Source organism: Microbacterium psychrotolerans (assembly GCF_031085295.1).
Taxonomy (GTDB): Bacteria; Actinomycetota; Actinomycetes; order Actinomycetales; family Microbacteriaceae; genus Microbacterium; species Microbacterium psychrotolerans.
The window spans coordinates 396,400-410,754 of the sequence record NZ_JAVFWO010000001.1 but is presented as its reverse complement, the minus strand read 5'-3'; the positions used below and the strand labels follow the sequence as shown (position 1 = coordinate 410,754).

Genomic DNA, 14,355 nt, shown 5'->3' with positions numbered 1-14,355 from the left:
TCAGATGAGGGAGAGCTCGCGCAGCTTGATCTCCACGTCGGCGTTCGACGGCTCGACGTGGTGCGAGGCGTCAGGGTAGACGACGACGGGGATGTTGGTGCGGCCCGAGATGTCGCGCGCGACGTCCGCGGCGGCGGGGTCGGCCACGAGGTCCACGTAGGTGTACGAGACGCCGAGCTCGTCGAGCTGCTTCTTGGTGCGGATGCAGTCGCGGCACCAGTCCGCGCCGAACATGGTGATGGTCGAGGGGGAGGTCATCCTTCCATTCTCACCCGGCAATCCTGGGCAGGCGCCGGACGCCGGGCGGTGCCGGCGACAGCGCGGGTGCGCCGGCACCGCGCGGTCGGCGGCATCCTTCCCCCATCCGTTTGCTCCCCGTTCAGTGCTGCATGGGAGGATATGCGGCAATGCAGCTGTCGATCATCGTCCCGACGTACAACGAGGCTCCCAACGTGGCGGAGCTCGTTCGCCGTGTCACCGCCGCGCTCGACACGGTGCCGGGCGGCATCGACGCCGAGATCCTGTTCGTGGACGACAGCACGGATGCCACCCCTGAGGTGATCCGCGCTGTGGCGGCCGACGCCCCGCTGCCGGTGCGCCTCATCCATCGCGACAAGGCGGTCGGCGGGCTCGGCGGTGCGGTGCTCGAGGGGTTCGCGGCGGCCGCGGCGGACGCCTGCCTGGTCATCGACGGCGATCTGCAGCATCCGCCGGAGAGGATCCCCGAGCTGTGGCGACGGTTCTCGCACGGCGACGTGGACGTGGTGATCGCCTCCCGCTACGCCGGCGGCGGCACCGCGCACGGCCTCGCCGATCGCACGCGCGTGATGGTGTCGAAGTCGTCCACCGCGGTGACCCGCGCGATGTTCCCGATCCGGCTGCGCGAGGTCACCGATCCGATGACCGGCTTCTTCCTCATCGACCGCCGCAGCGTCGACCAGGCGCTCCTCAGGCCGCGCGGGTTCAAGATCCTGCTCGAGATCCTCGCCCGACGGCCGATGCGCATCGCCGAGGTGCCGTTCGACTTCGCCGACCGGCACGCCGGCGACTCGAAGGCGTCGGTGCGGCAAGGGCTGCACTTCCTCACCCAGCTGACCGCCCTGCGCTTCGGCAAGATGTCGCTGTTCGCGGTGATCGGCGGCCTCGGCGCGGTCGCGAACGTCGCGATCGTGTGGGCGCTCACCCAGCTGGGCGTGGACTACATCCTCGCCGCTATCGTCGCCGCCGAGGTGACGATCGTCGGCAACTTCCTGCTGCAGGAGCGCTTCGTCTTCGACGACATGCGCGACAACGCGTCGGGCGTGTGGCTGAGGTTCGCCAAGTCCTTCACGTTCAACAACGCCGAAGCGCTCGTGCGCATCCCGATCGTGGCGGTGATGGTGTCCACCGGCCACATCTCCGCCGTCGTGGCGACGGCGATCACCCTCGTGCTGGCGTTCTTCGTGCGCTTCCTGTTCCACTCGCTGGTCGTCTACGCGCCCCGCAAGCCCGGTGTCGAGCCCTCGCGTGCGCGTCGTCTCGTCGAGGAGATCGACCAGGAGGTCATGCAGCCCGGCGAGCTGTAAGAGACCGGATGCTGCGGCTCCGCCCCTCCGGTCGTGCCCTGCTCAGCCGTGCGAGACGGCGAGCCCCCCGGGGAGCACCTCGTCGTGGGCGTGCGATGCGGCCATGATCTCGAGCGCGTGACGCAGGGCGCTGCTGGATGTGTGCACCGTGTAGGGGAAGTAGACGACCTCGACACCCACCGCAGCGAACTCCCGTTCCAGCTGGGCGCCCTTCTCGGTGCCGCGCCAGTCGTCGCCCTTGAAGAAGTGGGTGAAGTGCAGCTGGCGCCACGTCTCGAGCTTGTCGGGCACGTCCTCGATGTGGACGCTGTCGACGTACGTGATGCTCCGGACGATCTCGACCCGCTCGGCGGTCGGGATGATCGGCTCGACCTTCTTCACGAGCCGGAGCATCTCGTCGCTGACGACGCCCGCGATCAGGAAGTCGCAGTTCTCCTTGGCGTGTCGAAGGATGTTGAGGTGTCCGACGTGAAAGAGGTCGAATGCCCCAGCGGCATAGCCGATCCGTACAGCCATGATTCCCCCATGTGAATCCCGCGGCGTCCCACACGCCGGGTCTGTACGCCGAACCCTACAGCAGACCCGACCGCACCGACAGGGCCGAGCCGCTGCGATGCGCGCCGAGCGGAATCGGGCGATGGCCGCCTAGTGCGCCAGCTGAGGATCGAGAACCCCCGTGACCGCCGCCGCGAGAGCCTGATACCCGGCCGCGTTGGGATGCACCCCGTCTTCGGAGATGAGGTCCGGCCTGCCGAACAACGGCTGGCCGGAGTCGAGGTAGATGAGCTGATTCTCGAGCGCCGCCGCCTGGATCGCCTGCGTGAACTCGCCCGCGGAGGGCGGCGGCGGATCGTCGTCGAACCAGGGGGCCATCACGAAGATCATGGCGTTCGGGTAGCGCTCGCGGAGCTCGCCGAACAGCGCGTCGGCGGCCGCGGCGACGTCGGCCGTCGGGAGGCCGACGTCGTTGCGCCCTCCGGAGACGACGATGTACGTCGGCGAGCCGATGATCTCCTCGATCGTCTGGCCGTAACTCCCGCAGTACGCGCGCCCGCAGCTGTTGGCGTCAGAGGTCCTGATGTATCCGGTCCCCCCGAGCCCGAGGTTGTCGACGTCCCATCCGTGCGCTTCCCCGACCAGGGTCGGCCACCGTACCCCGCCGCCTCCCGCTCCCTGCGTGTAGGAGTCGCCGATGAAGACGGCCAGCGGCATGGGCGCGGGGATCGTCGGCACGGCGGCATCGGCGGGTGGCGTGTACTGCGGAATCCTGCCGCGTGAAGCGCCACCGCTGCTCAAGAACGCGGCGATGACGACGCCTGCGACGATCACGAGCGTGAGCGCCCACAGCGGCATACCACCGACGTCTCTACCGAGCATTCGCATGGCCGTCCCCCGCAGACAGACCCGGCCTGGTTTCGGGTACCGGCCGACGAGGAAATGCTAGCGAAAATCGGTCACGATTTGGCCGCATTTGCCGTGTCGCGGGCGCGTCGGTTTCTGAGAATCACCTAATATACGCGCTCTCGATTAGGAGCGGCACGCGCCCCGCGGCTAACGTGACGTATTCGTCTGGGGGATCGCGCCGCGATGGGGGTCGTGGCGCAGCCCGCCCCGATCAACCACGAAGGACAAGAGTCACCCGTGACATCTCCCCATGCCCCGAATCTCCGAACGTCCCCACGCCACCGCCTCAGAAACCAGCCCGCAACGGGCGAGACCCGCGGTCTCACGCGCCGTGTGAAAGCACTGGGCGGGTTCATCATCGCCGCGATGGTGGCCGGCGCCATCATCCCGCTCACCACGGGCGCGGACTCCGCCAACGCTGCGGATCAGGTCGTCCTCACCGCCAGTGACACCGCGTGGACGACGACACGTCAGCCCACGGTGCCGCAGTCCGGTCTGCTGAGCGCGACCGCGACGTCCGACCGCACGTACCTCAAGTTCGACGGCGACGCACTCGCCGGGCGCCAAGTGACGTCGGCCACGCTCGTGGTCAAGGTGAACAGCACCACCGCCACCGCTCCCGGACTCGTCGCCTACCCCACGTCCGCCTCGTGGAAGTCCACCTCGCTGACGCACGACAACCAGCCGGGCACGACCGGATCCGCGGTGTCGCAGCCCAGTGCGACCGCGGTGAAGGGGCAGACGCTCCGTATTCCGCTGGACGTCCGCTCGGTCGCCACGACCGGTGACTTCGCCCTGGCACTGAACTACAGCCAGCGATACATTCAGCTTCGGATGGAGCGCTTCAACAGCGACGTACCTCGCATCGAGGTGAGCACGGCACCGGTGTCCACGACGCCCACGCCGGCGCCCTCGCCGACGACTCCTGCCGAGACCCCCGCCGACGGCCCGCTCGTGTTCGCGCACTACTTCGTGCCGTACCCGCTGTCGATCGACAACAAGACCGAGTCGACCGACTACTACACCCGCAACTACCTCAGCCCGGATGGTGAGGGCGGCAAGTTCGCGTCCGTCGGTGGCCTCCTGCGCGACCGGCCGATCTCGCCCGGAGTGTCGACCTCGACGACCTGGCGGGTCGACAACTTCGCCACCGAGGTCCGGCAGGCCAAGTCCGCGGGGATCGACGGCTTCACCCTCAACCTGATGAGCGCGAGCGGCCAGAACTGGGATGCCTCCGTCAACCTGATGAAGGCAGCCGCGCAGGTCGGCGGGTTCGCCGTCGTGCCCATGGTCGACGGGTCGTCGAGCTTCTCGTCCAACACTCCCGAGACGGCCGCCTCGCTGCTCAGCCAGCTCTACAAGTCCGGCCCGGCCTACAAGGAGGACGGCGAATACGTGCTGTCCAGCTTCAAGGCGGAGGGCGCGTCGGTGTCGTGGTGGACCCAGGTCATCAACCTGCTGGAGACCAAGTACGGGCTCCCCATCACGTTCCAGGCCGTCTTCAACAACGCGAGCGACGCCAACTTCAAGGCCTACGCTCCGATCGCCGACGGCTTCGGCAACTGGGGCACGCGCACGGAGCGCACGACGCTGAACAGCCCCGACAACGTGGCACGTGCCCATGCCCTCGGCAAGACGTGGATGGCGCCGGTCGCGGTGCAGGACGTCCGCTTCAACTCGCAGTCGTGGGCTGAGGCGAACAACACCGCGTCCGTCCGCGCGCAGTGGAGCAGGGCGATCTCCCAGAAGGCCGACTACGTCCAGCTCGTGACCTGGAACGACTACAGCGAATCGACTCAGGTCGCCCCGTCCCAGGACCACGGCTCGGCGTTCCTGGATCTGACGCGGTACTACACGTCGTGGTTCCACACCGGCTCGCAGCCGGCGATCACGTCGGATGCCATCGTGCTCACCCACCGCACGCAGTTCGTGGATGCGAAGCCGTCGTACTCCCAGTCGCTGATGGGCGCGCCTGCGCTCGACGGCACCTCGACGCCCGCTCGCGACACGGTCGAGGCCCTGGTGTGGCTGCCTTCCGCAGCGACGGTGCAGATCACGGTCGGTGGCACGACCACCAGCTTCTCGGCGCCCGCCGGAGTATCGGCCTACACGGTGCCGCTGAAGCTGGGAACCGTGTCGGCGAAGATCGTCCGGTCGGGTGCGACGGCGGAGTCCGTCACCTCCCCGTATCAGGTCGTGGCGACGCCGTACGTGCAGGACCTGCAGTACTACGCGGTCAGCAGCTGGTAGCACCGGCGGTTCATCGCGAGACGAGGTGCTCGAGGATCTCCTCGAGCACCTCGTCCATCTTTCCCGCGCTTCTCGAATAGACCCGACGGGAATGCATCCAAGGGTCCTCGATATCGTCGTGCTCGGTCGAAGCGCCCGCCAGGCCGCGCGCCTGCTGGGCGAGGGTGACCAGGGCGGGCAGGTCTGCGGCACCGCTCGCCGATGCACGGCGGTAGCGCAGGAGACGCGCGAACTGCAGGACGGTGAACGTCCGCGTCGCCGCGGACGGCATCTGCCGGACGATGAGTGCCCGATGCTCCCGTGAAGCGGTGAGTACGACGTCGGCCCGCGCCACCATCCCCTCTGTCAGCGCCCGCGCTGTGAATTCCGAGGCGTCGATTCCCCTGGTCCGGAGGCGCTCGAGCAAGTAGCTGCTCATGGGGTGGCCCAGCAGCGGCGCGACCCCCGCCGACGTCAGCCGGATCACGGGACCACCCGCAGACTCGAGCGCGGCCCGCAGCCCCCACTCGAGGTACGGTGACCGGCACACGTTACCCGTGCAGACGAAGAGGATCGAACCCTTCCCGTCGCTCATGGCGTCACGTCTCGCGTTGCGACTCGACCGCGCTGAGCGGGGGGAAGTGCGCGGGAGACGTCGGGCGGCGCCGTCCCGCTCGCTGATCAGACCTTTCGTCCGCGGCCCAGTCGCCCTTGACCGCCGGCTCGTGCTCGCCGGCATGCGGCACGCCCGACTCCTGCGGTGGCGGTGGCGGTGTCGTCGTCGTGCCGATGGTCGGGCCGTCGTCCGCGGCGCCGACGCCCGGGCCTGCCTCCGACGGTGCGTTCGCGACGTCGTCCTCGGTCGGGCGGGTGGGGGCCTTGGCGGGGGCGTAGTCGTAGCGGGCGTCTTCTCGGGAGCGGGACATGTTGAATACGGCCCCTTCGACCGACGTCCCGAGGGAGGTCAGTCGGTCCAGTGCTCGCCGCAGTTCGCGCACGCGGAGCACGCGGGCGCCGATGACGAGGATGACGCCGCCGAGCATTCGCGCCACCACGGCGCCGTCCGGTACGGGGTTGATGGGTGGGCAGTCGATGATGGTCACGTCGAAGCGTTCGCGTATGCGTTGGAGTGCCGCGCTGGCCGCGGTCGACTCGAGCAGTTCGCTGGGGTTGGGGGGTCGGGAGCCGGCGAGGAGGACCTTGAGGTCGTCGGGGCCCCAGCTGACGATCGCGTCCTCCAGTGCGATGTCTCCGGTGAGCACGTCGGTGAACCCGGAGTACTCGGGAAGATCGAGCAGGCCGCTCAGCGTCGGTCGGCGCAGGTCGGCTTCCACGAGGCAGACCTCGAGGCCGGACGCGGCCAGCGCGGCGGCGATGTTGGCCGCTGTCGCGCTCTTGCCCTCGCCGGGGCGGGACGAGGTGATCGAGAAGACCTTGTGGACCTCGCCGGGCTGGAGGAATCGGAGGTTGGCGCGCAGCTGCCGGTATTCCTCGCCGCGCCGGGAGCCGGCCTTGAGGACGGCGATGGGGTCTCGTTGTGCGCGGCGGTCGAACGAGACGACTCCGAGCACGGGCAGCCCGGTGATCTCGGTGATCTGCTCCTTGTCGCGGACGCGGGCGTCGACGACGCCGCGGAGCACGACGAACACCGTCGCGGCGACGAGGCCGGCGAGCAGGCCGGTCAGCAGCAGCAGGGGGATGTTGGGTGAGGATGGTGCCGTCGGGGGCTTGGCGGACTCGATGACCTGCAGTCGGACGGGCGACTGGCCGTCCACGCGCGGTGTGAGCGATGGCACGACCTCGGCGAGGAACTTCGACACCGAGTTGGCGATCGCGGCCGCCCGGGCGGGGGACTCGTCGGTTGCCGAGATGGTGATGACACTCGTGTTCAACGGCACCGATGTGGTGACCTGCCGGCGCAGCTGCGAGATCGTGACGTCGAGATCGAGGGAGTCGATGACGGGGGCGAGCACCACCTCGCGGGTTGCGACCGCACTGAAGTTCCGAGCCTGCAACTGCGAGAAGTTCGACGATTGCGCCAGCTCCCCGGTGCTGGCTCCGCCCGTGACGGTGACGAACACGTCCGCGCTCGCGGTGTACTCGCGCGGAGTGGAGACGACGAGCAGCCAGCCCGCGAGCACGCCGAGCAGGATGCACGAAACGACCACCGCCCAGTGGTGGCGGATGAGCCGCAGCAGACTCCTGGTTTCCATACCCTCGTCCGATCACGCCGAGGGGCAGAACGAACCGAAATTCTCCCCAATCCCCTTATAATGCTATATCTCTCGGACTGAGCGCTCAGCTCTTCCGAAATCCTCGTGGACGGCGCCGATGACGCGAACCGATCAGCTGTCGCAATCCGGGCCGCGCCGCGAGGGATCCGGCGGCACGCGAGTCGCCTATCGCGCTCCCGATCCCGCGGGGGACGACGAGCTGCGCCGAGGGTTGCGCATCCTCCTGCTCGTCACCTCCCTGGCGGTCCTGTCGGCCGGGGTCCCGGCGTTCCTGATCGCCGACGTCGCGGATCTGCCACGCAGTGACGCCTGGACCGTCACACTCGTACTCCTGGTCTGGGCCGGCATCCGTCTCTCGCTGCTGTGGGTGCGCGGAACGCCGAGGCTGTTCGACTTCTTCTTCTGGCTGTTCGTCTACATCTTCATGGGCATGGCTCCGACCGCCCAGATCCTGTCCGGACTCACGTCGACGACGACGCCCGGGGTCGACACCGGGCTCGACATGCCGACGGCCGGGGTGGTCGTGCTCGGCGTGTTCTGCTACGAAGTGGGACGCCTGGTGTACATGCTGCGCGAGGGACGTCGACGGACGGCCGGGCGGCGAGCTGTCGTGCGTCCGGTCAGCAGCTGGCGCGCCGTCGCGCTCTTCGTCGTCTCCCTCGCCCTGAGCGGCTACGTCCTGTGGAGGCTCGGTGCGATCGCCCTGCTCGGAAGCCGGGATGCTGCGGCCGCGGCGCGTGCCGCCGCATGGCCCGACCCCGCGGTCCGAAGCATCGTCTATGCAAGCGGGATCTACCCGATGCTGGTCGCGGTCGGCGCCATGGCCCAGCTGCGTCGCACCGCGAGCAGTGCCCAGAGTCGTCGGCTGGCGCTGATGGCAGCCGTCACGGGAGCCGTGATCCTTCTCCTCATCGTCAATCCGATCACGAGCGCGAGGTATTCCTTCGGCACCGTCGTCTTCGCTCTCGCGGTCTACGCCGGCGCCGTGCGGACGCGCAGACGGGCGCGGATCACGATGCTCGCGGCGATCGCCGGATTCCTGTTCGTCTTCCCGATCGCCGACGCGTTCCGCCGCGTGGGCGCGGCGTCGGGCACCCGATCGGGGTTCTTCGACGAGTACCTGTCCAATCCGGATTACGACGCGTTCTGGCAGGTCGCCAATGCGCTGTCCTACTGGGTGGACGGTCTCGTCGCGCCGATGAGCCAGTTCGCCGGCAGCGCCCTCTTCTGGGTCCCCCGTGCCCTCTGGCCGAACAAGCCCACCGACACGGGCATCCTCCTGGCCGAGTACCGGGGATACACCTTCGACAATCTGTCGGCGCCGACATGGGCCGAGGCGCTGGTGAACGGCGGCATCGTCGCCGTCGTGATCGGCTTCCTGCTCCTCGGACTCGTGCTTCGGGCGATGGACAGCCGTATTGTCCCGGCCCTGCGCGTGGGCGGGGTCTGGGCCATTGCCGGAGCCATCCTCCCCGTCTTCATGACGATCCTCTTGCGCGGATCGCTGCTGCAGGCGACCGGGGCGCTGTTCCTCACCGTCCTCTGCATCCTGCTCGTAGTCGGTGCCCGGGAACGGGAGGGGGCAGGTCCCGACCCGGGTCCGCCGCCACAGCCCGCCCCCGATGCGGCCGCTGCCGACCCACCGCCGGCATCGATCCGGAATGCGCCGGGGCCCCCGTGAGGCCGCTGGTGTCCTACCGGTAGAACTGCTCGAGACGCTCGGCGATGACCGCCATGCTGCGCTCCGCGCGCACCGCATCCCGACCTCGCATGCCCATCGCTGCGGCGCGCTCCGGATCCGCGACCAGGGTGCGCACCGCGTCGGCGAGGCGGTCGACGGTGTGGTCCGTCACGATGCCCGCATCGTGCTCACGCACGAACGGAGCGAGTCCGCAGGTGTCGGTGACGATGACGGGCAGCCCGACCGACATCGCCTCCAGCACCGCCATCGGGTAGGGCTCGTCGACGCTCGGCAGGACGTACAGAGTGGCCTGCCGCATCCGCTCCGCCGCCCCGCTCATGCCGACAGGACCCTCCCACGCGATGCGATCGGCCGCTCCGGAGGAGGCGATCGTCCTCAACACCGACGCGCGCTCGCCTTCATCCGGTCCGACGAGCGCGAACGTTGCGTCGGGGAATTCGGACGCGACGCGCGCCGCGGCCTCGACGAACGCCACCGGGTGCTTGCGGGGCGCGAGGCGAGCAAGGTACAGCACCCGCGCCGGGCCGGCTGCCGTTGCCGCCGCTTCCGGCGGAACCCCGTTGGGCAGCTCTTCGAGTCGAGCCTCGCCGTGGGAGACGACCTCCAGCGACGCGCGCTCCCGCGCGGTCAGGTAGGCGACGATCCGCGCTCGGCGCAGCACCGGCCGGGTCAGCGCCAGGTCGAGGGGAACGGCGAGCGGATGGCTCGTCTCGTCGATCATGCCGTGCGTCTGAACGACGATCGGCACCGCCCGGCGGAGCGCGATGAGCGCGGAGGGAAGCGTCACGAGGTCGCGCGCGGCGTGCACGTGGACGACGTCGAACTCCCGGGCGTGGCGGTGGACGGCTCTCCACAGGTCGGGGGAGCCGAGCCCGGCGAACCCGGTCCGGGGTAAGAGTGTCCGCGCCGGGAAGAGTTTGGCCGGTACGCCTTCGATCTCGGTCGGGACGTTGCCCCCGAACCCGCGGTGCGTCCCGGCGAGCACCACCTGATGTCCCCTGTCCTGCAGCGCGCGGAGCTGATTGACCGCGACCCGAGTCGGTCCGCCGTACTCGCCCGATGGGCTGAGCAGCGTCACCACTCCGAGGATCTTCACGCGGCCGGCTCCGCCGGGTCGCGAACGGATGCGCGCGGGGCGAGGACGATCGACTCAGGCTCCACGTCCGATGTGACCAGCGCCGTGGCACCGACGACCGCATCACGGCCGACTTTCACGCCGCGCAGGACGGTCGCCCGCGCCGCGATCCACGCTCCGTCCTCGATCGTGATCGGCGCGTTGTCGAACTCGAACGTCGCGGAGCGTCGGTCGTGACTCCCGGTGCAGAGGAAGACGCCCTGTGAGACGCAGACGTCACTGCCGATCGTCACCGGCTCGAGGTTGAGGATCCAGACGCGCTCGCCGATCCAGGAGTCGTCGCCGATCACGAGCTTCCACGGCCAGTGGACGCGGACGCCGGAGCGGAGGTTCACGCCCTGGCCGATCGTGGCGCCGAATGCTCTCAGCACCCTGACGCGAACTTTGGGCGGCACGAACCAGGGCATCACGAGAAGGCTGGAGGCGAGCTGCCATGCCGCCTGCCAGGCGATGCCGCGCCCCTTGTCGTAGCCGGCGCCTGTGAAACCGGCAAGACTGCGTCGTCCCCCCATGGGCGACATCCTAGCCACGCGTGATTTCCGCGGGTCAGCGATATGATCACTCGCACGCACCTCGCGGACCGCTCCCTGCTGTCGCGGTCATCACACCGTCGAGGGAGGGCCGGGGTGACAGGGTCCGATCGACTGCGAGCGGTGTGGGTGAGCGGCGCCTTCGGGTTCGGCGACGATCTGGCCTACTTCCGTGAGGTGCTCGGGCAGTTCGCCCGGAGGTTCCCGGAGGCCGCCGTCCTCGTGAGAGAGGGCTATCCGCTCGAGCGGTACCCCGAGCTTCCGCTCGCTCCGGACCTGCGCTTCTGGGTGCGCCGACGCGACCGCCGGGTGGGGGAGTTCACGTATACGGGCAACCTCCGCGTGCCGACTCCCCGGGCGGTCTGGCGGATGCTGCGGCGCCCCACCGATGTCGTCATCGTCGTCGAGTTCACTCCGACGGCACTGGTCTCGGCCGCCACAGCGCACCTCCGGCGGCGCCGGGTGGTGCAGCTGATCGAGTCCGAGCCGTCGTTCCGCGGCGGCGCGGAGGGTCGACTCGCGACCACGGTGAAGCGGATCTTCGCACGTCGGTCGCACATCGTGCTGGTGAGCAACGAGCGGACCGCGCGCTACGCGCGGGAGCGTCTCGGCATCCGTGCGGAACGGCTGCGTGTGGGGCCGTACCTCACATCACAGCCGGGGGAGGACCCCCCGCCGGCCGTCGACGACGGCGACCCCGTGCGCTTCCTGTTCCTGAACAGCCTTCAGCGCAGGAAGGGGCTGCACCTCCTCCTCGCCGCGCTCGCCGTCCTCCCCGAGCACGTACGCGAGTGGACACTGGATGTCGTCGGGGACGGACCTGAGCGCCCGGCGCTCGAACGGCAGGTCGTCGAGCTGGGGCTCGTCGAGAGGGTCCGCTTCCACGGGCGTAGGCCGCACGACGAGGTGGCTGCCGATTACGCTCGCGCGCACGTCGTGATCTGTCCGACGCAGGGCGACTACCGGTCGCTCGCGGGCTTCGAGGCCGTCAACGCGCGGCGTCCCGTCGTGCTGTCGACACGAGACGGAGCGGCCGAGGAGATCATCGAGTCGGGGGCCGCCGCCGTCGCCGTCGATCCCGTCGAGCCTCGAGCGCTGGCAGGGGCCCTTGCGGCCTTCCTGCAGGACGACGCGCACCTCGCGGAGCAGCTGGAGATCGCGGCTGCGCCGCCGGGTCGCTTCAGTGTCGAGGCGGTCGGCGCCAATCTCGAAGCCGCGATCCGAGCGGCGGCAGGATGAGCCCCCGTCCGCGGCTCCCCCGTCCGCTGACGGTCGCACAGATCCTCTCGAGTGCCGCGGGGGCGCTGCCCATGCTGATCGCCGCGATCCGCATGGATCCGGCGGCGTTCACCTCGTTCGCGATCATCACGCTGGCCAGTGCGCTCGCGGTCGGGGGATCCCGAGCGGCGCTCTACCAGCCCGCGCTGATCTTCCAGCGAACCGACGCGCATTCGCTTGTGCCCGCGCGGTACATGCTCGTCGTCTCCTCGCTGTCGGCTCTCGCGGTGGGGGCGATCGCGATCAGCTCGGGCGGGGTCGCCGCCGGCGACGCTGCGATCATCGGTGTCGCCGGCGCCGTTCCGGTGTTCTACGACTGGGTCCGATATCGCGCCATCGGCTCGAGTCGCCGCTGGGCCGTCGCAGCCGGAGACGCCGTGCGCGTGACGCTCGTCTCGGCGACGGCGCTGCCGGTTCTCGCCGCCACGCCGCTGTCGTTCATGCTCGCGATCGGCTTCTCGTGCACGATCGCGGCCGCTGTGGTGCTCCCGCAGGTCCCGCTCCGCGTGGGGGTCTACCCGTACCGCCGCTACAGGTCGTCCGCCGCCTGGCAGACGCTCGACTTCGCCGTCGGGCAGTTCATCGTCTCGGTGCCCCTCTTCGTCCTCGCCGGTTCCGGTGCGAACGATCTCATCGGCGGTGTCCGGCTCGCGCAGACCCTGCTCGGACCGCTGAACCTGGCCTTCGCGGCGACGACGACGAACATCGTCGCCGACGGCGCCACGCATGTCGATTACCGGCAGGCGTCGGCGATCATCGCCCGCGGGTGGCGCGCCAGCATCCGCCTCGGGCTCCTCGCGACCGCGGGCGTCGCGTTCCTCGTGGCCCTCGTCTGGGTCAGCGGCTGGGCTCCTGCGGGTGTCGACCGCGCCGACCTCCTGCTGGGGCTGGTCCTGGTCGGCGCGTCGACGATCCTGACGGGATGGGCGGGCATCCACGGCATCGTGCTGCGCGTGCTCGATCACCAATCGGCGGTGACTCTGGTCCGCATCGGCATCGCCGTGGCCACGACAGCAGGGTTCGTCATCGGCTACGCGCTCGGAGGGGAGGAGTGGAGTCTCGTGCTCGGATTCGGCGCGAACGCGATCTCGGCCCCTCTCCTCTTCCTCCCCGTGGCGGTGTTCTACTACCGACGCGACACACGCGAGGCGCCGTAGCCGCCGTCGGTCAGCTCGTGCCCTTGAGAACCCGGAACCACTTGAGCAGCAGAGCGACCGTGATGAGAGCGGTCAAGCCCCCGAGAGCGGCATAGACGACGAAGAAGGCCTGCGACGCCCCCCACAGGAGGAAGGCGAGGGCGAGGATCCCGTAGTCGGCGGGGAGCAGGCCGACCGCGCGGACTGCCGAAGGTGACCTGGGTGGGTCGGTCCGGTGCGGCCGAGTCCGGCGGAGCAGCTCGAAGATCGTCATCCCGGAGAAGAGCACGACCGCGACGAGCATGTAGGCCAGCGGGATGAGCAGCCACGCCCCCGTCAGGAGCCCCTGTGTCGCTGCCGCGACGAGCACCGCGGCGTGGACGGCGACCATCTTGCCGGAATCGACGACATGGTCGAGCCATTCTCCTGCGAGGCTGCCGCGCCCGGTCAGTCGCGCGACCTGGCCGTCCGCGGAGTCCAGGGCGAATCCGAGCACCAGGAGGATCGCGACGGCCAGACCCGTGACCCAGCCGACGGGGCTGATCACCAGCACGACCAGACCCACCACGGTGCAGAGCGCCGAGACGGCGGTCACGCCGTTGGGGGAGACCCCGGTGGAGGCGGCTGCCGCCGCAAGGACCCGTCCTACGGGACGGTTGATGTAACGCGAATACAGCGAGACGCCCACTCGGCTCTTCTGCGAGCTCGACAAGGAATCCATGGCTTCGCGAAAGGTCAGGCCGGACATGTCCCCCACTGTCCCCGCACACTCTGGCACGAGTATCGGAATCCACCCTGCCGTCTGACGCCTGGTCGTGTAAACTCCTCGGTCAAGCGTACTGGCAAGTTGCACCCGACGATGATGCCGAAAGCGCAGCGACAGCACGTGTGCCCGCGGACGGGAGCCTGTGGGCGGACCGGTGATCCACTGGGGAGGTGCGGCACCGGTCTCGAATTCTGGGAATCGGGGTTGACGTGCGTACTCGCTTTTTCGCGAGCCTCGCCGCTGTTGCGGCGCTCGCGATCGGATTGATCGCTTTACCACCCGCAGAAGAGGCGAAAGCCCTCTCGCCTGATCTGCCTTTCAGCGCGGATGCGCTGCCGACCTGGCAGACCAACGGCGTTGTCTGGCAGGTGGCGAT

At 69.3% G+C, this 14,355-nt stretch carries 13 protein-coding genes; 5 read left to right on the top strand and 8 right to left on the bottom strand.

All coding sequences use genetic code 11. The features are described from left to right. Positions 1-258 (bottom strand): glutaredoxin domain-containing protein, encoded by a 258-nt coding sequence (locus Q9R08_RS01745; protein ID WP_308866090.1) that lies wholly within the window; start codon positions 256-258, stop codon positions 1-3. 149 nt (positions 259-407) lie between these two features. Between Q9R08_RS01745 and Q9R08_RS01740 the strand changes: the two genes are divergently transcribed. Beyond that, positions 408-1,565 (top strand): glycosyltransferase, encoded by a 1,158-nt coding sequence (locus Q9R08_RS01740; RefSeq protein WP_308866089.1) that lies wholly within the window; start codon positions 408-410, stop codon positions 1,563-1,565. A gap of 42 nt (positions 1,566-1,607) precedes the next feature. Here the strand turns inward: Q9R08_RS01740 and Q9R08_RS01735 are convergent, their stop codons facing one another. Beyond that, complete coding sequence (locus Q9R08_RS01735; protein ID WP_308866088.1) at positions 1,608-2,081, bottom strand: FAD synthase family protein; 474 nt, start codon at positions 2,079-2,081, stop codon at positions 1,608-1,610. Between the two features lie 129 nt (positions 2,082-2,210). Next, positions 2,211-2,918: an SGNH/GDSL hydrolase family protein gene (locus tag Q9R08_RS01730; protein ID WP_308866087.1), complete on the bottom strand. Its 708-nt coding sequence runs from the start codon at positions 2,916-2,918 to the stop codon at positions 2,211-2,213. Positions 2,919-3,302: 384 nt separating this feature from the next. Here Q9R08_RS01730 and Q9R08_RS01725 point away from each other — a divergent pair, with 384 nt between their 5' ends. After that, positions 3,303-5,219 carry a glycoside hydrolase family 71 protein gene (locus tag Q9R08_RS01725; RefSeq protein WP_308866086.1) on the top strand — a complete coding sequence of 639 codons (1,917 nt, stop codon included), beginning with the start codon at positions 3,303-3,305 and terminating at the stop codon, positions 5,217-5,219. 10 nt (positions 5,220-5,229) lie between these two features. Here Q9R08_RS01725 and Q9R08_RS01720 read toward each other — a convergent pair whose 3' ends face one another. Next, complete coding sequence (locus Q9R08_RS01720; RefSeq protein WP_308866085.1) at positions 5,230-5,793, bottom strand: arsenate reductase/protein-tyrosine-phosphatase family protein; 564 nt, start codon at positions 5,791-5,793, stop codon at positions 5,230-5,232. Positions 5,794-5,797: 4 nt separating this feature from the next. Then, positions 5,798-7,411: a tyrosine-protein kinase domain-containing protein gene (locus Q9R08_RS01715; protein ID WP_308866084.1), complete on the bottom strand. Its 1,614-nt coding sequence runs from the start codon at positions 7,409-7,411 to the stop codon at positions 5,798-5,800. Between the two features lie 118 nt (positions 7,412-7,529). Between Q9R08_RS01715 and Q9R08_RS01710 the strand changes: the two genes are divergently transcribed. Continuing rightward, complete coding sequence (locus Q9R08_RS01710; RefSeq protein WP_308866083.1) at positions 7,530-9,113, top strand: hypothetical protein; 1,584 nt, start codon at positions 7,530-7,532, stop codon at positions 9,111-9,113. A gap of 13 nt (positions 9,114-9,126) precedes the next feature. On the opposite strand, the gene Q9R08_RS01705 is transcribed toward Q9R08_RS01710, so the two are convergent. Together Q9R08_RS01705 and Q9R08_RS01700 are read right to left on the bottom strand one after the other, a co-directional pair. After that, on the bottom strand, positions 9,127-10,230 hold the full coding sequence (locus Q9R08_RS01705; RefSeq protein WP_308866082.1) for a glycosyltransferase: 1,104 nt from the start codon (positions 10,228-10,230) through the stop codon (positions 9,127-9,129). After that, positions 10,227-10,781: a DapH/DapD/GlmU-related protein gene (locus Q9R08_RS01700; RefSeq protein ID WP_308866081.1), complete on the bottom strand. Its 555-nt coding sequence runs from the start codon at positions 10,779-10,781 to the stop codon at positions 10,227-10,229. The genes Q9R08_RS01705 and Q9R08_RS01700 overlap by 4 nt, the downstream gene beginning before the upstream one ends. A gap of 114 nt (positions 10,782-10,895) precedes the next feature. On the opposite strand from Q9R08_RS01700, the gene Q9R08_RS01695 reads away from it, so the two are divergent. Together Q9R08_RS01695 and Q9R08_RS01690 are read left to right on the top strand one after the other, a co-directional pair. Then, the gene (locus Q9R08_RS01695) at positions 10,896-12,038 is read left to right on the top strand and encodes a glycosyltransferase family 4 protein (protein ID WP_308866080.1); all 1,143 of its coding nucleotides are present in this window, start codon (positions 10,896-10,898) and stop codon (positions 12,036-12,038) included. After that, on the top strand, positions 12,035-13,234 hold the full coding sequence (locus tag Q9R08_RS01690) for a hypothetical protein (RefSeq protein ID WP_308866079.1): 1,200 nt from the start codon (positions 12,035-12,037) through the stop codon (positions 13,232-13,234). The genes Q9R08_RS01695 and Q9R08_RS01690 overlap by 4 nt, the downstream gene beginning before the upstream one ends. Positions 13,235-13,244: 10 nt before the next feature. Here Q9R08_RS01690 and Q9R08_RS01685 read toward each other — a convergent pair whose 3' ends face one another. After that, positions 13,245-13,961, bottom strand: a complete 717-nt coding sequence (locus Q9R08_RS01685; protein WP_308866078.1) for a CDP-alcohol phosphatidyltransferase family protein — start codon at positions 13,959-13,961, stop codon at positions 13,245-13,247. Positions 13,962-14,355: the final 394 nt, after the last annotated feature.